Annotated in this window: 19 protein-coding genes and 1 other annotated feature; of the genes, 4 read left to right on the top strand and 15 right to left on the bottom strand. The window is 29.8% G+C overall.

Features of this window, described 5'->3' with window-relative positions:
- Positions 1 to 292: 292 nt before the first annotated feature.
- From D2A34_RS23540 to D2A34_RS23510, 7 genes are all read right to left on the bottom strand, one after another.
- The gene (locus D2A34_RS23540) at positions 293 to 1,129 is read right to left on the bottom strand and encodes a DegV family protein (RefSeq protein WP_079439959.1); all 837 of its coding nucleotides are present in this window, start codon (positions 1,127 to 1,129) and stop codon (positions 293 to 295) included.
- Positions 1,130 to 1,149: 20 nt separating this feature from the next.
- Entirely contained in the window at positions 1,150 to 1,611 is a 462-nt protein-coding gene (locus D2A34_RS23535) for a tRNA (cytidine(34)-2'-O)-methyltransferase (protein ID WP_079439960.1), read from the bottom strand.
- A gap of 261 nt (positions 1,612 to 1,872) precedes the next feature.
- Positions 1,873 to 3,360, bottom strand: coding sequence for a VanW family protein (locus tag D2A34_RS23530; RefSeq protein WP_079439961.1), 1,488 nt, complete (start codon positions 3,358 to 3,360; stop codon positions 1,873 to 1,875).
- A 182-nt stretch (positions 3,361 to 3,542) separates the two neighbouring features.
- The gene (locus D2A34_RS23525) at positions 3,543 to 4,484 is read right to left on the bottom strand and encodes a glycoside hydrolase family 25 protein (RefSeq protein WP_119368101.1); all 942 of its coding nucleotides are present in this window, start codon (positions 4,482 to 4,484) and stop codon (positions 3,543 to 3,545) included.
- A 76-nt stretch (positions 4,485 to 4,560) separates the two neighbouring features.
- Positions 4,561 to 6,069, bottom strand: a complete 1,509-nt coding sequence (locus tag D2A34_RS23520; protein ID WP_119368100.1) for a sensor histidine kinase — start codon at positions 6,067 to 6,069, stop codon at positions 4,561 to 4,563.
- Entirely contained in the window at positions 6,059 to 6,775 is a 717-nt protein-coding gene (locus D2A34_RS23515) for a response regulator transcription factor (protein ID WP_182629455.1), read from the bottom strand. The genes D2A34_RS23520 and D2A34_RS23515 overlap by 11 nt, the downstream gene beginning before the upstream one ends.
- A 223-nt stretch (positions 6,776 to 6,998) precedes the next feature.
- The gene (locus D2A34_RS23510; protein WP_119368098.1) at positions 6,999 to 8,924 is read right to left on the bottom strand and encodes an ABC-F family ATP-binding cassette domain-containing protein; all 1,926 of its coding nucleotides are present in this window, start codon (positions 8,922 to 8,924) and stop codon (positions 6,999 to 7,001) included.
- 427 nt (positions 8,925 to 9,351) lie between these two features.
- On the opposite strand from D2A34_RS23510, the gene D2A34_RS23505 reads away from it, so the two are divergent.
- Positions 9,352 to 9,966 (top strand): TetR/AcrR family transcriptional regulator, encoded by a 615-nt coding sequence (locus D2A34_RS23505; RefSeq protein ID WP_119368097.1) that lies wholly within the window; start codon positions 9,352 to 9,354, stop codon positions 9,964 to 9,966.
- Positions 9,967 to 10,054: 88 nt separating this feature from the next.
- Here the strand turns inward: D2A34_RS23505 and D2A34_RS23500 are convergent, their stop codons facing one another.
- Complete coding sequence (locus D2A34_RS23500; RefSeq protein ID WP_079439967.1) at positions 10,055 to 10,531, bottom strand: hypothetical protein; 477 nt, start codon at positions 10,529 to 10,531, stop codon at positions 10,055 to 10,057.
- Positions 10,532 to 10,688: 157 nt separating this feature from the next.
- Between D2A34_RS23500 and D2A34_RS23495 the strand changes: the two genes are divergently transcribed.
- Positions 10,689 to 11,996, top strand: coding sequence for an aminotransferase class V-fold PLP-dependent enzyme (locus D2A34_RS23495; RefSeq protein ID WP_079439968.1), 1,308 nt, complete (start codon positions 10,689 to 10,691; stop codon positions 11,994 to 11,996).
- A gap of 126 nt (positions 11,997 to 12,122) precedes the next feature.
- Here D2A34_RS23495 and D2A34_RS23490 read toward each other — a convergent pair whose 3' ends face one another.
- Positions 12,123 to 13,340: a 6-phosphofructokinase gene (locus tag D2A34_RS23490; RefSeq protein ID WP_119368096.1), complete on the bottom strand. Its 1,218-nt coding sequence runs from the start codon at positions 13,338 to 13,340 to the stop codon at positions 12,123 to 12,125.
- A 188-nt stretch (positions 13,341 to 13,528) separates the two neighbouring features.
- On the opposite strand from D2A34_RS23490, the gene D2A34_RS23485 reads away from it, so the two are divergent.
- Positions 13,529 to 14,080: a manganese efflux pump MntP gene (locus tag D2A34_RS23485; protein WP_079439970.1), complete on the top strand. Its 552-nt coding sequence runs from the start codon at positions 13,529 to 13,531 to the stop codon at positions 14,078 to 14,080.
- A 114-nt stretch (positions 14,081 to 14,194) separates the two neighbouring features.
- The gene (locus tag D2A34_RS23480) at positions 14,195 to 14,605 is read left to right on the top strand and encodes a Fur family transcriptional regulator (RefSeq protein WP_119368095.1); all 411 of its coding nucleotides are present in this window, start codon (positions 14,195 to 14,197) and stop codon (positions 14,603 to 14,605) included.
- A gap of 691 nt (positions 14,606 to 15,296) precedes the next feature.
- On the opposite strand, the gene D2A34_RS23475 is transcribed toward D2A34_RS23480, so the two are convergent.
- The 6 genes from D2A34_RS23475 to D2A34_RS23450 form a co-directional block, all read right to left on the bottom strand.
- The gene (locus tag D2A34_RS23475) at positions 15,297 to 16,202 is read right to left on the bottom strand and encodes a D-alanine--D-alanine ligase (protein ID WP_079439973.1); all 906 of its coding nucleotides are present in this window, start codon (positions 16,200 to 16,202) and stop codon (positions 15,297 to 15,299) included.
- A gap of 215 nt (positions 16,203 to 16,417) precedes the next feature.
- On the bottom strand, positions 16,418 to 17,059 hold the full coding sequence (nth, locus tag D2A34_RS23470; RefSeq protein WP_119368094.1) for an endonuclease III: 642 nt from the start codon (positions 17,057 to 17,059) through the stop codon (positions 16,418 to 16,420).
- 16 nt (positions 17,060 to 17,075) lie between these two features.
- Positions 17,076 to 17,780: a lysophospholipid acyltransferase family protein gene (locus D2A34_RS23465; RefSeq protein WP_079439975.1), complete on the bottom strand. Its 705-nt coding sequence runs from the start codon at positions 17,778 to 17,780 to the stop codon at positions 17,076 to 17,078.
- A 507-nt stretch (positions 17,781 to 18,287) separates the two neighbouring features.
- On the bottom strand, positions 18,288 to 18,878 hold the full coding sequence (epsC, locus tag D2A34_RS23460) for a serine O-acetyltransferase EpsC (protein WP_079439976.1): 591 nt from the start codon (positions 18,876 to 18,878) through the stop codon (positions 18,288 to 18,290).
- A 141-nt stretch (positions 18,879 to 19,019) separates the two neighbouring features.
- Positions 19,020 to 19,931 carry a cysteine synthase A gene (cysK, locus tag D2A34_RS23455; RefSeq protein ID WP_079439977.1) on the bottom strand — a complete coding sequence of 304 codons (912 nt, stop codon included), beginning with the start codon at positions 19,929 to 19,931 and terminating at the stop codon, positions 19,020 to 19,022.
- A gap of 84 nt (positions 19,932 to 20,015) precedes the next feature.
- Positions 20,016 to 20,274, bottom strand: a binding site (T-box leader).
- A 98-nt stretch (positions 20,275 to 20,372) separates the two neighbouring features.
- On the bottom strand, positions 20,373 to 21,623 hold the full coding sequence (locus D2A34_RS23450; protein ID WP_182629454.1) for a magnesium transporter MgtE N-terminal domain-containing protein: 1,251 nt from the start codon (positions 21,621 to 21,623) through the stop codon (positions 20,373 to 20,375).
- Positions 21,624 to 22,108 lie beyond the last annotated feature (485 nt).

Genomic DNA, 22,108 nt, shown 5'->3' with positions numbered 1-22,108 from the left:
TAATTAAACGTATTCATAATGGTCATATTGATTCAGAACGAATCTTTCTTTAAGTATACCTGTCTCTATTTAGTATTGCAAGTGTGCTCTTTATCTCGATAAAAGGAATTTAGACTTTTCCTTAAATTTATACTCCTAAAATCCCCTTACTATTCTTAATAATCTTTTTGTTATATTTCAAAACATGCTTTAAAATATAATCATACATAGTTTAACTAGCAGTATCTTAATAAATTATTTAAACTATTATAAGTATATACTTAAAAGCATGTCTTTATTTTATATTATTATTTTATTTAGTTAAAAATGTAAGACCACAACATCCTGGACCTGAGTGTATGCACACTACTGACCCAACTGGACATTCAATATAGTTTATATTATTATTTTTTAAATATTCTTTAAGTGCTTCTTTAATTTCAACATTGTTAACATCAATTAATAATACCGGTAATTCATCATCTAAATTCGCACTTTCCAAATCACTAATAATTTTCTTAATAGACTTTTTATTTCCTCTAACTTTATCTTTTACAGACATTATCCCAGCTTTTATCTCGAGTATCAGCTTAATTCCAAGCATACCGCCAACTATTCCAGCTGTTTTAGAAATTCTTCCACCTCTCACAAGATACTCCAAAGAATCAAAATGAACCGAAAGTTTTATATTATCTTTAACTCTATTTAATTCTTCTTTCATTTGGATAATGTCATATCCTCTTTCTTTAAGTTTAACTGCCTTTAGAACTAATATTCCAAGTGCTGCTGTAACACTTTGAGAATCAATAACAATTATATCTTCGCTTTCTAAAGTTTCTTTCGCAATACACGCCGATTGATATGTTCCGCTCATTACAGAAGACATATGAATTGATATAATTTTATAACCTTCTCTCAAGTACTTTGTATATGCTTCAATAAATCTGTTAGGAGTTACTTGAGCAGTAGTAGGAAGTATATTAACTTTCTCTATTTTTTCAAAAACTTCATTAGCATTTATTTCGATTCCATCCAAGTAGCTTTCTTCTCCAAAGTTTACCAATAAGGGCAAAACCTCTATATCATATTGCTTATATATTTCTTTTGGTAAATCAGCAGTGCTATCTGTTATGATTTTTATCTTTTCCATATATCTTCATTCCTCTTCATTTATTTCATATTAGGAAATCCTATCTGTCTTAAAGCCTCATAAGCTACTATAGCTACTGTGTTGGATAAATTTAAACTTCTAGTACTTGATTTTACCATAGGTATTCTAAATCCACTGTGCCTTGTATGCACTTCTGGTGGCACCCCACTAGATTCTCTTCCGAACATTATAAAATCCCCTTCTTTAAAAGAAACTTCGTCAAAATGAGCATCTCCATGAGTTGTAGACAAATATATTTTATTATGTCCGTATTTATCGATAAAATCTTCATAGCTTTCATGAATTTCTAACTCTAAATCCTTCCAATAATCTAATCCCGCTCTTCTTACTTGTTTCTCATTTATTTCAAAACCCAAGGGCTTTATTAAATGTAGCTTACTATTCGTAAGAACGCAAGTTCTCGCAATATTTCCTGTATTTTGAGGTATTTCAGGCTCGTATAATACTATATTTAAATTCAAAATTTCACCTTCTTCTATTTTTGTACAAAAAAAAATTAGTCTTCTATGTATTTTAAAATTATACTATATGGTTCATAACAAGTCAAAAATATTCATTTCACCTTTTTACAGTAATATATGAAACTATAACAAATTTATATTCATACCTTTTTAGTTTTATATTAAATTTATACACTAATTTAATCTTTTATAATTTCCTAAATAGTAAAAGCATATTTCCTTAAATATTTATACATTAAGAAAATATGCCCTAATTTCTTTTTATTGACCGGCCTGAACTACTGGTGGTACTATTGGCTGAGCCTGGTCAGCTGGCACGGTTGGAGTCGTTGATGCAGCCGCCGGTTGAGTGCCTTTTCTTACTATTACCCCAACACTTGCATAATTATCCGTCGAGATAACTTCACGTTTTACTTCAACACCCTTTTCATAAGTAATCTGGTATGATTTAGCTTTATATCCCGTCATTCCTGCGCCATCTTTTTCTTCTTTTCCTTCTGGTAAAGTACTATCAGGAACAATTTTGGTTTCTGGAGGTATAGTTTGAAGAATTTCGCTTACCATATCATATGTCTTTCCATTAAGAGCATTAGGATCTCCGTATATATTATAAGTTAGTGTTTTTCCTGATGTAAATCCTTGAATATAAATCGGAAAGTCGTATGTATTTTTGAATTTATAATCTAAATACCCATAAGAAACTGTTGCATCAAGTCCTGGCTGAGCGTATCCCACCACCATAGAATGATTAGTTCTTTCAATAGATCTTAAATTAACTTTCATTGCTGCTCTATAAAGTGTAGTAGATACTTGACATATACCTCCGCCAATTCCCGGTTCCACTTTATTTCCTACATATGTCCCTGCCTCCTGATAACCCCTTTCAACAGTTCTAGGTCCAACAATATCGTTAAAACTAAAAATTTCTCCTGGCATAACTACACTTCCATTTATTACAGAAGTTGCTATTTCAATATTATTACATCTGCCTGGTGTAGATGTAGCATAACTTGTTGAAAAAGTTCCCATTATCCCTTTAATCTTAGACAGATCCTCTTTAGTTATTTTAGGCTTCGTTATTTCAATTTCAATTTCAACTCTATTTTCCGAATTTATTTCACCATTTAAACTTTCTTTTAGTTGTTTGTCTAACGTCTCTAAGTTTATTGTTCTTCCTTCGCTTTCGGGTTTAATTACAATATTATTTTTCTGTATACTAACCTTCGCATCACTAGCTGATTGAGTGGCATCATTTATTAATTTTTCCTCATACTTTTTTAATTTTTCTTCATCATATGAAAAACCTAATTGAACTTCACTTTTTTTGCTACTGCCACTTCTTATGGTCATATATTTCTTCAAAATCCCATCTTCTTTTCCGAATTTATACGCATTTTCCACAGTTTCATCTATATCATATTTAGGTATTATATCAGAATAAATAAGTTCGTATTGTTTGTCCCCTACTGATATAGATAGTTTCTTATTCCCTATAACTGTTTCAAATGATTCGGTAAGCTTGTTTTTTGCTTCCTCCTTAGTCATCCCACTAAGATCTACTCCTTGTACAGTTACTCCTGGATATATCTTATTATCCCACTTTGTAACTATATTTTTAATTGATAATGAGTATCCTGCTAATGCGGCCGCACATATTACTATCAGCGCTACAATTCCCAGCATAATTTTCTTTTGCTTATTAAACGCCTTTTTTGAGACTTTCGCTCTTTTGCTAGTCCGTTTTTCCACTCGTTCTTCTCCTTTCGAGAAATTTAGTCTTATAAAAATATATTTTAATCATTAATTTAGACATATTAATGATTAAATTTACATTAATATTAAAATGTTATCAATATTCCCATTATATCATATTTCAACTGTTATATGATAGTCTATTATATACCCAGCTGAAATATGATAGATTGTTTGTATTATAAATTTACCTTTGAACGCACTTTTGACGTTTCTCCATCATAGTCAAAAGCTTCAATTGATACTTCTATTGGTGTATTCTTCTTCACATTGACCTTATTACTAATTATTGTAAAGTTAGTGGCATTTTCATCTACTGTTCCAACCCACTCCTTATTAATAAATAAGTTATAACCTAATAAATCTACATCATTATTTCTATTCCACGAGACATTTATGTTGCCATTCTGAAATCTTGCTTGTAGGCCTGTAACATTATCAGGTTGAGTCAATAAATCAATATTGTCTGGGCCCCAATTTGCATCTACTGGATTTCCAATACCCTCTACTGTTTCAGATTCACTGTATTGCCATATTTTCCACCTAGTCCATCCTCCTACATTCGGTGGTATTCTTGGATTTGTAGGTACTCTCAAATACATAGCTATCCATAGAGGCATATTTTTCAAGGGAAATCCACGCCCAGGAATATTAAAATTATTATAAAGTTCTATAAAAAATAATCCTGTGTACAACATGAGCCTTCTTCTAGTTTTTCTCTCAAATCTTTTTCTAAACCTATCAATCCAATTAATTAACACAGTAGTTGATATTGATTTATCTACAGGTGTTTCTACATCTAAAACTGGAAATAAATCACCATAATCGCGATTTCCAAAACCTTGTTGCAACACATTTATAAAGTCGTCACATTGTCTATCAGCATCTGTTAAATCATAAGAAGGGACTCCAAAATGATACGCTCCAACTGGGATTCCATAATTTCTACTAGCTGCTGCAAATTCTAAAAACCTCCTATCTACCCTAAACCTCCCAGTAGCCGAGCCTGAAGATCTTAAATATAGAAAGTCTACTTTGGTTGCTATTACATCGAATTGAACATTTGTAGTATATTCATTTATGTCTATCCCAAAAAGACTTCTAGGATTTCTGTCTTGCATATTTCCTCCAAATAAAAATACTCCTATAATATAAATATTAATTTATATAAAAAAAGTGCCTATAATTATTAAATAATTATAGGCTTAATTGAACATAAAAACTTATATTATTACCTACAGATTCAGCCCATATCTTTCCTTCATGTAATTCCACGATATTCTTTGAAATTGCAAGACCTAAGCCAGATCCCCCAGTATTTGTATTTCTCGATTCATCTAATCGATAAAATCTATCAAATAGCTTATCTGTTTTTTCTTTTGAAAGATGATCTCCTTTATTTCTAAATAAAACTATTGCGAAATTATCTTTTTCATATAATCCTATCATTATTTCTCCTGGTTTATATGAATATTTAATAGCATTAGTGATTAAATTCTCAAATACTCTCAGCATCTTTAATGTATCTATAAATACATATATCTTCTCAGACTCAAATTTCTTATATACGGTTAAATTATTTTCATCAAATAATGGTGTTAATTCCTCAACTAATTGTGATAAAAACTCTGCTAAATTAACTTTCGTTTTTGTTAAAGTTATTCCATTATTATTAAGTTTAGTATATTCAAATAAATCTTCAATTAACAATTTTAATCTTTCAGCTTTATTAAAGGCTATACTCAAATATTCTTTCATTTCATCTTCATCTTTATATCTTTTTTGCAGAACAAGTCCTAGGTATCCCATCACAGAAGTTAGCGGTGTTCTCAAATCGTGAGATACATTTGTTATTAAATCTGTTTTTGTTTTTTCCGCATCTCGTTCAGTATTAATTTTCTCTCCTATCTCCTTTGCCATATGATTTATATTAAAGGCGATATTCTTAATTTCATCTGTTCCCCTTTCTTGAATTCTATAATTTAGATTCCCACTAGCAATTATCTTTAAACCAATTGCAATTTCATCTAAATACTTCATTTTATTATTAGTTATAACTACAAAAGAAACTATAAATACCACAAATGTTAAAATCAGAGCAAGCGACGAATTAGATGTATTAATCGTACTATATGTTATATTAGCCTCAGGTATTTTGGAATATATTAAATAAATTCTTTCCCCTCCTATTTTTAATGGCATTATATAATTTTTTTCCTTTACTTCACCAGACTTTTCATAATTAACATTTGTCATCGCACTTTTTAACGCACTATATATGTCTATATTTTCTTCCACCACATTTTTAGTTTTATATAATACTTTCCCATCTAAATCAGTTATGTAGCTCTTATCTCCTCCTGATACATTTTCCAAAATATTATCGATTTTGCTTTTATCCTTTAGCGTTAAATTTTCTTCTGATTCTATTTGCTTCGCTAGATTGCTCGCAGTCCTTTCAATAGAATCATAATCGTAAGTTATTTTAGGCTCGTTATATTCCTTTTTAAGAAAGTTATTGGTAAAGCTATAAAAAATAAATGATATTAAGAAACATATACCAATAACCATCATCAATTCAAACCTTATGCTTTTCTCGATTTTCTCTTTTGTGATACTTACCATTTTTTCAATGTACTGCAGTATCTTTGAATCAGAGACATTATCTTTCAAGTTTTTATGATTCTTTAGTTCGCTATTTTTCAATTTTATAGCCTACCCCCCACACAGTCTTTATAAATCTAGGATTTCTTGGATTCTCCTCTATCTTTTCTCTTATTTTTCTTATATGGACCATTACAGTATTATCTGATGTCATAAATTCCTGATTCCAAACACTCTCGTAAATATTTTCTATAGAGAATACCTTTCCGCGGCTTTGAGCAAGTAATGATAAAATATCAAATTCTGTTGGGGTAAGTTTTAATAAATTATCTCCTAATAACACTTCATGCGTTTCTAAATTTATACTTAAATCTTCTATTTGTATTAGGTTTTTATCATCTGCAGTTGAAGCACTTTCTTTCTTTCCAAACCTATAAAATCTTCTTAACTGAGATTTAACTCTTGCCACAAGCTCTAATGGGTTGAATGGTTTTGTCAGATAATCATCAGCTCCCATATTAAGACCTAGTATCTTATCAATGTCTTCACTCTTAGCTGAAAGCATTATTATAGGCATTTCTTTCATTTCTCTAATTTTCAAACAGGCTTCTATACCGTTTAAGTTAGGCATCATAACATCTAGAATAATTAAGTCTATTTCATTTTCTTGAAGTATATTAATTGCCTCTAATCCATCACAAGCTTTGATCGTATTATATCCATCACTCTTAAGATATATATCAACTAAATCTCTTATTTCCTTCTCATCATCAACTATTAAAATTGTTCCTTTATCCAAAAAGATCATCTCCTATTTCAAAATTTCTATGCCTAATTCTATTATAATTTCATTTTAACTGAAAGACCTTAAAAAAATCACTAATAGTTCTTAATATTTTCTAAATTATAAACATACTTAATTAAGCAACACATTTATATTAATTAATAAAATTAAAATAGATAATTAATGACTTGATTTTAAATAAATCACTGTATCATTAATTATCTATTCTTTATTTTTCTATTTAATTTTAATCTATAGTTGAGAGTTCTTCCCATTTTTCATAAAGCTTTTCAATACTTTCTTCAATAGCTTTGATTTCCTTATTAACTCTTCCACTTTCAACAGGATTAGAATAAACCTCTTCTTTGCAAAGTTCCTCTTGTAACTTTTCAAGTACTTCTTCATTTTCCGTTATTCTAGATTCTATCATCTTAATCTCATTTTGTTTTGCCTTAGCTTCTTTCTCTAAAGCTTTCTTCTTTTTCTTTTCCTCATTTATTTGAGTTTTAGTCTTTCCAGTTGCTAAGCTCTCATAGGTTTCAAATCTCTGAGGATTCTTTTTCTTTTCAGTATAATAAGTATAATTTCCTAGATATTCATTTACTCCGTTTTCTTCTAGTTCTAATATTCTATTAATTACTTTATTTAAGAAATATCTATCATGGGAAATTACTATTAGCGTACCATCATAACTTAAAATTGCTTCTTCAAGCGCTTCCCTTGAAGGAATATCTAAATGGTTTGTAGGTTCATCTAAAAGAAGCAGATTTGATTTAGACAACATTAGTTTTAAAAGATTTACCCTGCATCTTTCCCCACCACTTAGCTTGTTTATCTCCTTAAATACATCATCTCCTCTAAAAAGAAACGATCCTAGAAACCCTCTAAGTTCACTTGTAGTTAACTCCGGAAAATCATCCCACACTTCATTTAAAACTGTTTTATCAAGATTAAGATTAGATTGCTCTTGATCATAATATCCCACATTAACATTTACCCCTAATACCTTAACCCCAGAATCGCTCTTAACCTTATCCATTATTATATTAAAAAGAGTTGTTTTCCCTCGCCCATTTTCTCCTATTAATGCAACCTTTTCTCCCCTTTTTAAGTCAAAAGATAGATTAGAAAATAGTTTTTTATCACCATAACTCTTCGCTAACTTTTCAAGATGTAGTACATCATACCCACTTTTAACTGATGCCTCAAATTCAATTTTAGAAGCAGACTTTTCCTTATCCGGTGCATCTACAAGTTCCATCTTATCAAGAGCCTTTTCTCTACTTTCAGCAGCTTTAATACTCTTTTCTCTATTAAAAGATCTAAACTTTTCTATTATCGCTTCTTGTCTTTTTATTTCTGCCTGTTGTAAATTATAGGCCTTTAACTTAGCATCATAATCTTTTTTCATGAGCTCTAAAGACTTTGTGTATGGCGCATTATAACAGTTCACATGCCCATTTATAACTTGGAATGTTGATGTTGTTACAGAATCCAAGAAAAATCTATCATGTGAAATAACAATAACAGTTCCTTTATAAGCCTTTAAATATTCTTCGAGCCATTCAATTGCTTCCAAGTCTAAATGATTTGTAGGCTCATCAAGTAATAATATATCCGGTTTCAATAGTAGAAGTTTACAAAGGGCAACTCTAGTTTTCTGTCCACCACTTAATGTTGATATAGATTTATTAAAATCTTCTTCTATAAATCCAAGACCTTTAACTACACGAGAAATTTCTCCCTTGTAAGTATATCCTCCTCTATTTTCATAGAGGTCATGCGCCATTCCATAATCTTTTATATTTTTTTCATGGTAAGAGGCGTTTTTTTCATCATAAGGCTCATTCATTTTTAATTCTAAATCTGCAATTTTCTTTTCTAATTTTTGAAGATCTTCAAATACTAGAAGCATCTCTTCATATATAGTATTACATGTATCTAAGGCCAAATGTTGAGCAAGATATCCTAATGACCTATTCCTATCAATAAATACTTCGCCCTCATCCTGAGCTAGTTCCTTTGAAAGTATTCTAAATAAAGTTGTCTTTCCTTCTCCATTTGATCCAATAATACCAACTTTATCTCCTTCATTAATTGAAAATGTTATATCTTTTAAAATAGTATCTATTCCATAACTTTTACATATATTTTTACAACTTAAAACAATCATTTTTTATCCTCCGGTAATTTAACTGAAAATCAAAATACACTTAAGTAAAATTTAAATTAATAATTAGCATAGATCCACAATTAAAATTCTTTGTAGCTCTTAATAAACCTAATTGTGCTGAAACAATTTTGATTGCGCTTTAGGATTTTTTCAACAGTTCTAACTTTTTCTATCTGTGAGAAGTTCTTAATTGTGCTTAATAAGTTCCGAATTGCACTTCTCGCTCTTTCTATAGGTGCGCACTTTTTTTATCTGTGTAGATTTTCTTTCTTAATTATACTATTTTCTTGCTGTTATATCAATTTAAGCAAATTTGAAAGATAATGTCTGTATGTATATATACACTTTCGCTTTGATTAATATATAATTTGGATTATTAATTAATTTGATTTATAATTAAAGTGAAAGTATACTCTGGAGGCAGCATATGACTTTAAAAAATATAACAACAAATTTCACAAAAAATAAAAAACAACTTAAGGAGAAAGAATTATTTTTATCAGCCTATGATTTATTTCTCAAGAATGGCATAGAAAAAACTTCTATTGATGATATTGCCAAAAATGCTGGTGTTGCTAAAGGTACTTTCTATTTATACTTTAATGATAAATATGATATTTTAAATAAACTGATTCTCCAAAAAAGCAATGAAATCATAAGGGAAGCTTTAGCCAAAACAAATAATTCAGGAATTAGAGATTTTAGGGAAAGAACACTATTTTTTATAGATTATATAATAAACTACTTAAAGAATAATATATCTTTACTAAAAATAATAAATAAGAATATTTCATGGGGATTATACAGAAAAGCTATAATGAAACCAGAATCCTATGATGATGTAAATAAAGTACTTGATATTTTCATTAAAAACTTAACTAGTGAAGGTATGAGCAAAGAAGAGGCCGAAATGACACTATTTATGATAATTGAATTAGTGGGAAGTGTATGCTTTACAACAATTATTCTTAAAGAACCTACCGATATTGAAAGTATAAAACCAATCTTATTTAAAAAGATTCTAGCAATGATAAAAGTTTAATTTTAAAATTATATAATTAAGAATCCTCTAAAAACTTTAAATAAATTAATTTAAAACTTTTAGAGGATTTTTACATCCAAGTACATGTTTATTTATGTTTATAACCCTTATCACAGTATGCTAATGTTAATTTTATTAACCTTTTAACTACCACTCTTACTATTGGTCGTGGAATTCTATATGAGTAAAGCGTAGCAAAGATACCTGGGTGTGCTCGTTCAATTTTTGAATAGATTTTATTTACATCATTTTCAGATTCAGCTCTTTCAAGATCTTCTGATTCATTTAAATCAAAATCTAAATTTCTAAGAACATCAAATGTACTCGGTATCGTATCATTAGCTATATTGTAATCATCACCTCTACTAAAAGCATCATTAGGATTATCAGAATAGTAACATAATTCTGGAAGTCCTGTTTCAGACGGAAATAAATCTAGACTACGATTTTCACTTCTAGAAAGAAAGTTATCATAAATGTTACTTTCCATAAATGATGGTGGAACAAATCTAATGTCACTATCATCTTGTCTAACTTGAGACATATATTTCTCAGCTGGATTCATTTTGAATTACCTCCTATAAATAATATTTACTACTTTTATTAATATGCATCATAAATATATATAGTACAGAATTTTAAAGAAAAGGAATGAATTTTAGTCCATTATTAAGTGAACAATATATATATTATAGGAATAATATATATTGGAGGAGATGCATATGAAGATAGAAAACAAAGAAGACATCAGAGACTTATTTGTTGGATTAGATGAAAAAGTTTGTGACTGTAATGGTAACTGTATAGATGCAATAAATTTTGATAATGCAGCCACAACTCCGCCTATTAAGTCAAGTATTGAATATATAAAACAATTAAGCAATACTTATGCCTCTATAGGTAGGGGAACTGGACAAAATGCTGAAATAACTACCAATTTATATAGAGAATCTAAAGATTTTTTAATGAATTTTTTTAATGTAAAGGATAAGGAAAAGTATATTGTAATCTATGTAAGCAATACTACTGAAGGTATAAATAAATTAGCAAACACTCTTTCAAAGAGTCCTAATGAATTAATACTAACTTCAAGAATGGAGCATCACTCAAACGATTTACCATGGCGAAAAAGAGGAGAAGTAGATTATATTGAAGTAGATGAACACGGCAGACTTAAAATTGACGAATTAGAAGAGAAACTAAAGAGAAATAATGGCAGAATAAAGTATGTTTCTATTACCGGTGCCTCCAATGTAACAGGCTATAAGAATGAAATCCATTCTATAGCAAAATTGGTTCATAAGTACAATGCTAAATTAATTGTGGATGGTGCGCAGCTTGTACCTCACACCAGAGTTAATATTAGCGGAGAAACAGACGATGAACAAATTGACTTTTTAGTATTTTCATCACACAAAATTTATTCTCCTTTTGGCGTTGGAGTGATAATAGGTTTAAAAGAAGATTTTATTAATCCAGATCCAGATTATATTGGTGGTGGAACAGTTGAATTAGTTCTTGATAATGAGATAGCACTTCTTCCTCCACCAGAGAGAAATGAGGCTGGAACTCCGAACTTTTTAGGAGTAATGGGGTTAATCAATTCACTAAGAATTGTAAATAGTATTGGATATGATAATATAGAGCAGCATGAACGAATTCTATTAAAGCATACTATAGAAGGTTTAAATGAAATTCCTAAAATTATAAATTATGGTGATACCGAAGATATTAGTGACAGACTTGGAATTACAACCTTTAATCTAGAAGATATGTATCATCATGACTTGGCAAATATATTAGCTAAAAGAAAAGGAATTTCAGTAAGGCATGGATGGTTTTGTGCTCACCCTTATTGTAGGAGACTTATGAATGTAAGCGAAAATGAGGCGAAAGAATTTCTTCAAAATCCTGCAAAAAAAATGTTTGGAATGGTAAGGGTAAGTTTTGCTCTATACAATACAATCGATGAAGTAGATATTTTTCTCAATGTTATAGAAGATATAAGTCTTGGAAAGATACAACGATAAGTCTTTATTTAAATCTGCACCTAAATATATTATAAGTTAGTTATCATTTAGATTAATTATTATTATTTTAGGGATGTAATTAAAATAATATTTTAATTACATCCCAACTTTGATAATCAATTATGCTTACTGATTAAATACTCTATACTTAGGAAGATTCCCTTCAAATGTTAAGCTAGGAAGTTCCTTGATAAGTGGTTCAAAATAAGAGTACGCTTCACTAGTCACAAAATTCCCTTCTTTATTAATCCATTCTGTCGGGAAGTATTTCACATTATTCGCTACATCTTCAGCGTTAACTAAGGAATACGAAACTGTATATTGTTCGCTAACTTCCCTATTTATACTAACCATTTTTCCTGTCTCACCTTGTACCGCATATTTTAGAGCCATTTTACCTGCATTATAGGCTTCTGTTAAATCTGTATCTGACGCACAATGCATCGCACAACGTTGAAGTATTCCAAGTTGTAGTGCTTTTACTCTTGTTGTAACACCAGCGTCAAGAATTAACTTCCTTAAATAATTTGAAACACCACCTAACTGAGCGTGTCCAAAATTATCTTGAGATACACATTCAAATTCAGAAACAAAGTTATCATTTTCATCTTTTATACCTTCTGATACTATTATGTAAACTTTATTTTGTTCTTCGAATTTTCTTTTGACATCAGTTAAGAACTTAATCCTATCAAAAGCTGCTTCAGGAAGATATATAAAATCCGCAACTGGTTTATCATTTATTTTAGCTAGACATGCGGAAGCTGCAAGCCATCCTGTATCTCTCCCCATAGTTTCTAATATAAATATACCATTATTAATATAAACTGAAGCATCTAAATATGTCTCTAACGCTGTAGTACCAATAAACTTCGCTGCACTTCCAAAGCCTGGAGTATGATCAGTAAATTTTAAGTCATTATCAATAGTTTTAGGAATACCTATAAATTTTATATCAATGTTATTTGCCCTTGCATACTTAGAAAGCTTGGCAATAGTGTCCATAGAATCATTTCCACCAACATAGAAGAATGCTTTAATATCATATTCTCTAAGGATTTCTATTAGAGATTCATATTCTTTACTATTGGAATTAACATCCTTTAATTTGTATCTGCAAGATCCTAATCCTGATGATGGCGTAAATCTAAAATTATGTATATCTTCATCACACACAGATGATAAATCAATTATATTCTTATTTAATATTCCCTCAATTCCATTTAAACCGGCATATACCTTTTCAAAAGCTTTTTGTTCTTTATTCGCATTTAAAAGTCCCACCACACTTGAATTAATTACTGCTGTTGGACCTCCTGATTGGGCTATTATACAATTTGACATGAAATTTCCTCCTTGTCTGTTATACTAAACAGTTCGAATATGATATACTATTTCACTCATAGTAATACACTATTTATTAATATACAATAAAAAAAGTATTTAATAAAGACTTTTTTTAAATTTTTTGCATATATTAAAAGATTTTTAATTATTATAGAGTAAGTTTAATATTTAGAGGGGATGAGAATATGAATTTATATGATGTTATAATAATAGGCATAGCATTAGCCATGGATGCCTTCGGAATTACCTTAGGTATTGGTCTAAATTCATCAGTTAACAGACAACATAAGGTTAAGTTTTTATTATCTTTTGCATTTTTTCAATTTTTATTTACATATGTAGGAGGAAGTTTAGGATATTTATTTGATACTTATGTTACAAATATCCCCTCTATTGCAGGTGGAATAATCATGGGAATTGTAGGAATACTTATAATGATTGATGGATTTAAAGAAAAAGAGAATGAAATACTAATAAAAAATAGTACCTGTATCATACTTGGAATCTCTGTAAGCATTGACGCTTTAGTGATTGGTTTTACTGCATTTCATCATATTCAACGAAATTTACTACTTTGTGTTAACTCAATTTTAATAGGGTTAATCACATTATTTATTTGCACTTTAGGATATTTTATTTGTAGATATATAAAAAAAATAAAATTTGTGACAACATATGCAAATTTCTTTGCCGGTATTGCGCTTATATTTTTTGGACTTGAGATGATTTTTTTCTAAATAATTAGTATATCAAGTAAAAAATTATGAAATATTTAGCTTATTACTATTTTCATGTGCTTGCTTATATATGCTATAATATACTTAATTATTTAGCTGTTAGGGGATATCAAAATGGAGTCAAGAAACATTCTAAAAGAAAAAGGTATTAAAATAACAAAAGGAAGAACAGAAATCCTAAATATATTGCAGACTTCTGAAAATAGTTTGTCAGCTGAAAAAATGTATCAAATTTGCAGGGGCAATAATATAGATATTAATCTAAGTACTATTTATAGAACACTGGAATTATTCGAAGAAAAGGAAATTGTAGAAAAAACTCCTTTTAATGATGGAGTATTCTCTTATAAACTCAAAGGAAAAACTCATAGACATCATTTACAATGTGATATTTGTCATAAAGAAGTTGATATTCCATGTCCTATGATTCAAATAGAAGAAATAGTTCAAAATTCAACCGGTTTTACTTTAACAGATCACGATTTAGTAATGAAAGGTGTATGCAAAGACTGCAAGAGCAAATAGCAGTCTTTTTCATAACATGGATTATTGTACAATACTTAAAGTGAAGCGATTAACAACCGAAATAAAATACATATATGTTTCGCAGGACTAGAAAAACTTCGCTGGGTATGTCTAAATGGGAGGTTGCGCCCATTATGCGTGCTCCAAAATTTATTTTGGACAAGCAAAATGGAACAACCTCCCATTAAGACATACCAGCAGCTCATTTTTCAATGCCTGCTGCACATATATGTATTCTATTTCTTTGTTTTCCTATCACTTTAAGAGTTTCACAGATACCTATTCCAATTTCATATGTTTCTTGTATTAAGATGATATAAATTGTTTTGAAGACTATAAATATCATTCATTAAGGATATTGATAACTAGAGAAATATAAAATACTTGCTTAAATATAATTCACTTTAAGTTTACATTAAACAAAGAAATGGACTAGATGTTTTTGCGCAGTGTTCATTAGAAGATTTTGCTGGCTGTGATTCTAGATTATAAGTTGTTCCAAAGGTGCTTGTTCAAGGCGTAGTCCTTGAAGCAAGCACTTTGGGTACAACTTATAATCTTAGAATCACCCAGCAAAATCTTCAAAGAACCGAAGCAAACACATCTATTCCATTTCGGTTTTTTATCAGTAAACTTAAAGTATCCTCACACAGCAAGTATTTTTATATTTCGGCGCTACACAATACCTTTATTATCTGCTGATTTTTATTGAGTCTTCTATAATCATATCTATTAATTGAGAGAAACTTATATTTAGGGCTGCTGCACTCTTAGGGATTAAGCTATTTTTAGTCATTCCTGGAAGTGTATTCACTTCTAATATATACGGTGTTCCCTCTTCTGTAATTATCATATCAACTCTTGAATATATTTCACATTTTAATGCTTTGTAAGTTTCTAAGGCCATTTTTTCTACTTCTTCGTGCAGGTTCTTTTCTAATTCAACAACAATTTCTTCTGCTCCGCCATCTTGATATTTTGAAGCAAAATCAAAAAATTCTGCTTTTGGCTTTATTGCAATTACAGGAAGCATTTTATCCCCATAAACCGGACATGTTATTTCATCACCTTTTATAAATTTCTCAATCATTACTTCACTGTCCCATTTAAATGCTTCTACAACACAACTCTGGATTTCGCTTTCTTCTTTTACAATGAATGTAGCCACACTTGATCCTCCATGAGTTGGTTTAACTACAACTGGATATCCTAATTCGTTTATCTTATCAAAATCTATACTGTCACCTTTTCTTAGATTAATCCAAGGAGCTGTTCTAATCCCGGCAGCTTTCAAAGTTGATTTTGTTATATCTTTATCCATACACATCGCACTACTTAAAGGACCACATCCTGAATAAGGTATTCCTAATGTTTGTAAAACTGCTTGAACTGTTCCATCTTCCCCAAATTGGCCATGCAATGCTAAAAGTGCAAAATCTATTTCTTTGGTTTTAGTTATTATATCATCTTTTTTATCTATTATTATTGATACTACTTCGTATTTATCTCTATTTATATTTTCAATTATAGAATTCCCACTTTTTAGTGATATTTCTCTTTCCGATGATATACCGCCCATTATAACTCCAATTTTCATTGATTTCCTCCAACCATTTATTTATAGTTATCAATATTCTATAATTATAATTATAGAATATTGATAACTAATTCTTTTATCTATATTAATTTTAATTTACTATATATAAATTTAAAAGAACCACTAGTTAGATAAATTATCTTAATTGTGGTTCATATTTTTAGTATGTATTTTTATTATAATTATTAATACTTAATAGCAACTATTAGATATCTTTATTCCTTGTTTTTATATACCTTCGCCTTATATTTACAGAGTTCATTTAACGGACACCCTCCGCAATTAGGATTTCTAGCACTACAGCATCTTCTTCCATGAAATATTAGAAGATGGTGCATAAGTGTCCACTCTTTCTTAGGCAATTCTTTTTGTAGATGTTTTTCTACTTCTAAAACATTTTCTGAATTTGCTAAACCTAATCTATTTGATACCCGAAATACATGAGTATCTACAGCTATAGATGGCACATTAAAAGCATTTGATAATACAACATTGGCTGTCTTTCTTCCTGCTCCTGCAAGAGATATTATCTCTTCCATAGTCTTTGGAACTTCTCCATTAAACTTTTCCTTAAGCTGATTAAACATAAGGATTAAATTTTTAGACTTATTTCTATATAAACCTATTTGTTTTATCCGTCCCTCAAGCTCGTCATTTGTTAAAGTTAATAAAGAATCTAAATCTGGATAATCTTTAAATAAATCCTTTGTTACTTCATTTACTTTCTTATCTGTTGTCTGAGCAGACAATATTGTAGCTACAAGTAATTGAAGTGGTGTTTCGTAATTTAATTCGCATTTTGCATCAGGGTATGTTTCCTTCAAAATATCTACAATCTTTTTTGTCCTTGCTTTCATATCTTTTGTAATCTCCTTACTTATAAATTCCCTTATACTTTTCAGGCAAAAGATTTGCTATGCTCCTCATTAGAATATCCATACACTTGTCATCATATTCATGTTTATCTTCATCCTTTTGCTTAGGAGGAAATATAATTTTCCCGCCTATATTTATGGTAACATCTGCAGGCTGCCACTTTTCCGAACCCATATTTCCATCTTTACTTATTGGTAGCAATACATCTGTACCAGACATACCAATTGGAATTATTTCTGCCTTTGCCATTCTGGCAAATAACAAAATGCCTTTTTTCCCCTGTATAAGTCCACCAGTTCTACTTCTAGTTCCCTCTGGAAATATCAAAACATCATTACCTTCTTTAAGTGCCTTAACCACCCTAGTAATAGCTTCTTTATCAGCCGAGCTAGGCTTGATCGGTATATTTTTGACTATCTTAGTTCCTAGTTGTGTTATCGGATCGTCTGATAACTTTACTCCTGCAACAAAGTAAGGATCACTTTTTTCTTTTAATACTCTTGACAAAACCAATCCATCAGAGTTACTCAAATGATTACATACAAATATTCTTGGCTTTTTAGCCTTCTCTATATTATCTATTCCATGAATGTTTATTCTCGCATATTTTCTTATATAATTATTTACTATACTTTTCGCTATTTTTATAATTAATCCTTCAGGCATCATTTTTATTATTTTTATTGCAATTGGTGATAACATTACATTCCAACCTTTCTTAATAAGCACATATATATTTATTATATTATGCAATACATAATTTTCCAATAAAAAAATAGTAATTTCTACTCATATCTTAGAAACAACGCATAATATATTTGAGCCTATATCAATATACATTATATATTCTTTCAAAAATCTATGCAATTCTTAAAATATTAATAACCATATTGTAAGTTTTTTGTAACAATCTCAATCTGCAGATGTTAATAATAATGTTCTACATAGTTTTTATTAAAGTAAAAAACTAATATTTTTCATAATATTTTATCCAAATGAAAAAGATATGAAATCTAAACTTATTAGTTTATTCTCTCATACCTTTGTATAAAGTTATTCAATAATTATTAAATAATATCAAACTAAAATTACTTAACACTAAATTTAAATAAATCTTCTAGTCATAGAAACTTCTCATAATTTAAACCCACTGAATCTATATTAAATAAATCACCACTAACCTATCCAAATACTCCCATACATATATCACTAAATTACCATATCATTAAATATTTTCTTTTTATGGCCTTTTACATCACTTATTTCGATTATAGTCGCACTTGCTGTTGTTCGAACAATATTTTTGGCTTGACTTCCTACTGCAGTTGCTTTTGCTGGTACGTTTTTCACAACTACCGCATTAGCTCCTATTTTAGCTCCCTTTTCTATTGTTATAGGACCAAGAACTTTAGCTCCAGTACCAATTAATACATCATCCTCAATAGTTGGATGCCTTTTCCCTTTATCTTTCCCTGTCCCACCTAATGTCACTCCATGATAAATAGTAACATTATTTCCAATCTCAGCAGTTTCTCCTATAACCACACCCATTCCATGATCTATAAATAATCCTTTTCCTATTTTAGCTCCTGGATGAATTTCAATTCCTGTAAAGAATCTAGATAATTGAGAAATTAATCTAGCTAGAAAAAACCTCTTCTTCAAATAAAGAAAATGTGCTATTCTATATGATATTAATGCGTGGATACACGGATATAGTAACAATACTTCTATTTTACTCTTAGCTGCTGGATCTTCGTTTAAAACCCGTTCCAAGTCATAATTCAATTTTTTAAACACAGCGTATTCTCCTTTTCTATAGTTTTCAGTAGAGCTTTTGTTTAAAGTGAAATTACAATTTATATTTAATGCATTTTCTAGTATTTAACTTTCCCAAAAGATCATAAAATAATTTATTTTCTCTTGTAGTTAATTAATTGCCTAGTCATATAATCCCATTGATATATATTTCTCTCCTCCATCTGGTGCAATAGCTAATACTTTTTTGCCTTTTCCGAGCTTCTTAGCAACCTGTAAAGCTGCATACACTGCTGCTCCTGATGATATACCAATTAGTACGCCTTCTGTTTGAGCAAATGATCTTGCTGTTTTAAAAGCATCTTCATCCTTTACTTGCAGTATTTCGTCCACATAATCCTTTTGATAAATTCCCGGAACAAATCCGGCACCAATACCCTGAATCTTATGTCCACCTGGATTTCCTCCACTTAACACTGGTGAGTTAGCCGGCTCAACTGCAAACGTTATAAGCCCCTCAATTTTCTTTTTTAAATTTTTAGATACTCCTACTACAGTTCCACCACTTCCAACTCCTGCTACAAATGCATCTAAATCTGGAATGTCTTTATATATTTCTTCTGCTGTTGTTTCATAATGCTTTTCAGGGTTAGCAATATTCTCAAATTGTTGAGGAATAAAATACCCTTCCCCACTTCCTATCTCTATTGCTTTCTCTATTGCACCTTTCATACCTTTAGCCCCTTCTGTTAATACAAGCTCTGCCCCATATGCTTTTATCAAATCTCTTCTTTCCTTACTCATTGTTTCTGGCATCACTATAATAACTCTATAGCCTTTTAGTTTTCCTATAAGAGCGAGTGCTATTCCTGTATTTCCACTTGTTGGCTCTACTATTATTGACCCTTGCTTTAATATACCCTCTTTTTCAGCTCTTTCAACCATTCCTAAAGCCGCTCTATCTTTAACACTTCCACCTGGATTGAATTTTTCTAGTTTAACATATACCTCAGCAATATTTTCATCCTTAGTTAAATTATTTACTTTTATAATTGGTGTATTCCCTATTAATTCAAGTCCTCCATTATAAATCATACTATTATTATCCTCCTTAAATTTCTACTAAATTATTTCATGTTTTTCATTTATATAACAAAAAAACTTCATCCTCTATAAAATTATAGAGACGAAGTAAAATTCGCGGTTCCACTCTAATTGGATTAAATAATTAATCCCTCTCAACTCAGGCACATAAAATGCCGTATCACTGTAACGGGCGAACCCGGAGAATCTTACTTAGGCAGATGTAAAATGATATGCCTATGTTCAGACTTCAACTCCAAAGGGCACTTCACACAAATTCTTGATGAAAAGTTCTCAGCTTCCTTTTCTCTCTGTAAACGTCCTCTATGTTACTTTCCTTTTTCCTAGTTTTTAATTCTTAGTGTTTTGATAGGGTTTATAATATTATTATATATAATTTATATAAAAAAAGTCAACACTTTTTAAGAAATTTCCTCAAAAGTGTTGCTTGCATTAATTTTTCTTTTTCCAAAGAGGATATAAAAACTCGTCTATTAAATCATGAATTATAACTATACCTATAAGCCTTTCATTCTGATCTATTACTGGTACAGAATTTAGATTGTATTTTGCTGCGACTTCTATAACTTCATTTATCTTATCATCATGCTTTACTCTAGATACTACACCATCCATTATCTCTTTTATTTTAACATTGGTATCATTTATTATCAAATCCCTCAAAGGCACTACACCTTGAATATGCTCCTCTTCATCTGTTATATATATATAATACATAACTTCCTCATCTGGCTGCATTTCTTTTAGTATTTCAATTGTATCTCCAATAGTAATATCCAGGTTTACAGATATAAATTCCTTACTCATTATACTACCAACAGTTTCATCTTCATATTGCAAAAGTTCTTTAACTTCATCTGCATCTTCTTTTTCAAGATTTACTAATATTTTTTCTCTTTCTTCTTCATCTAAATCATCTAATAAGTCAGCAATCTCATCGTTAGGCATATTCTCTAATACTTCAACAGCTTTACTATCAGATAATTCTTTGATAATAGCCCCCTTATACTCAGAGTCAATCTCTTCTAATGTATCAGCGGCCAAATCTTCATCTAAAGACTCTAAAACTTGTTTTCTTGAATTAGTATCAAGATTTTCTAATATATCCGCAAGGTCTGCTGGATGCATTGTAGATAACTTTTTGTATGGGACAGCTAATTTTAAGTTGTTATCAACCATTTCTAAAGACTCAACGTCTTCCCATCTTAAAACTCTATCCTCAATATCTTTTCTCATTATTTTATAGAAAAACTTCATAATGCCTGCTACTTTCAATCTTCTATATCTCGCTAAAGGGCCTGTTTCAACTGCAATTACTCTGTATTCTCCAGCTATTCTAGCAATTCTTAAATCATTAACCCTAACGACTTGTTTTCCATTAATATCAACGATCTTTTTGTCTAGAAGGTTTTCAGATAGAAGATAGCTATATCTCATTGGAAGTATTTCCTTACTTCCTCTGGTTTTTATTTTGAACTTCCCCTCTTTTTGAGTGAACTCTATATATCTGAATTCATAATGAAAGGTAACTCCATCTTTCTTAAGCTTATATCCGATTACTCTAGGATAACCATCCTCCGTAGTTACATAAATATCCCTTATGCTCCCTAAAACATCTCCAAATTCATCATAAACTTTTCTATCCAAAATGTTTGTGTATAGAAATGTAGTTAATTCCATCATAATAATTTCCTCCCCACTTTCACGCAGAAAGGAAGTCTTTAAGTGGAATTCACACTTATAAACTGAACTTTAATATAGTTATTTACATTTACACTAAATATGAATAACCATAAATAGAAGACTCCCCTTCTGAATATATTTAGTTTTTGCTGTATTACATTTTATATTCTGAGGTCCATCCTCCATCTTGTACACCACCTTGTATATCGAAATATTCTATTCTCTAAAATGATTTATCTCTACTTATTATATTACATAGAAGTAAAAAAACAATATGTTTTTGCAACTTAATTAACTTGAATTAATCGTTACTCATCCTATCTTGTCACTAATACTGTATAACTTATATTTATGCTTAATTCATAAATTGAATACATTTTTTTACACTTATTCATTAGTTCAAATATTTTGGATTCCTTTTGATATATTTCATTAAACTTACAAAATGATTATTGATACATATTATTTGTAAACTAATTATTGTT

The organism is Clostridium chromiireducens (assembly GCF_003575225.1).
GTDB lineage: Bacteria > Bacillota > Clostridia > Clostridiales > Clostridiaceae > Clostridium > Clostridium chromiireducens.
This window is presented reverse-complemented; position numbering and strand designations above follow the sequence as displayed.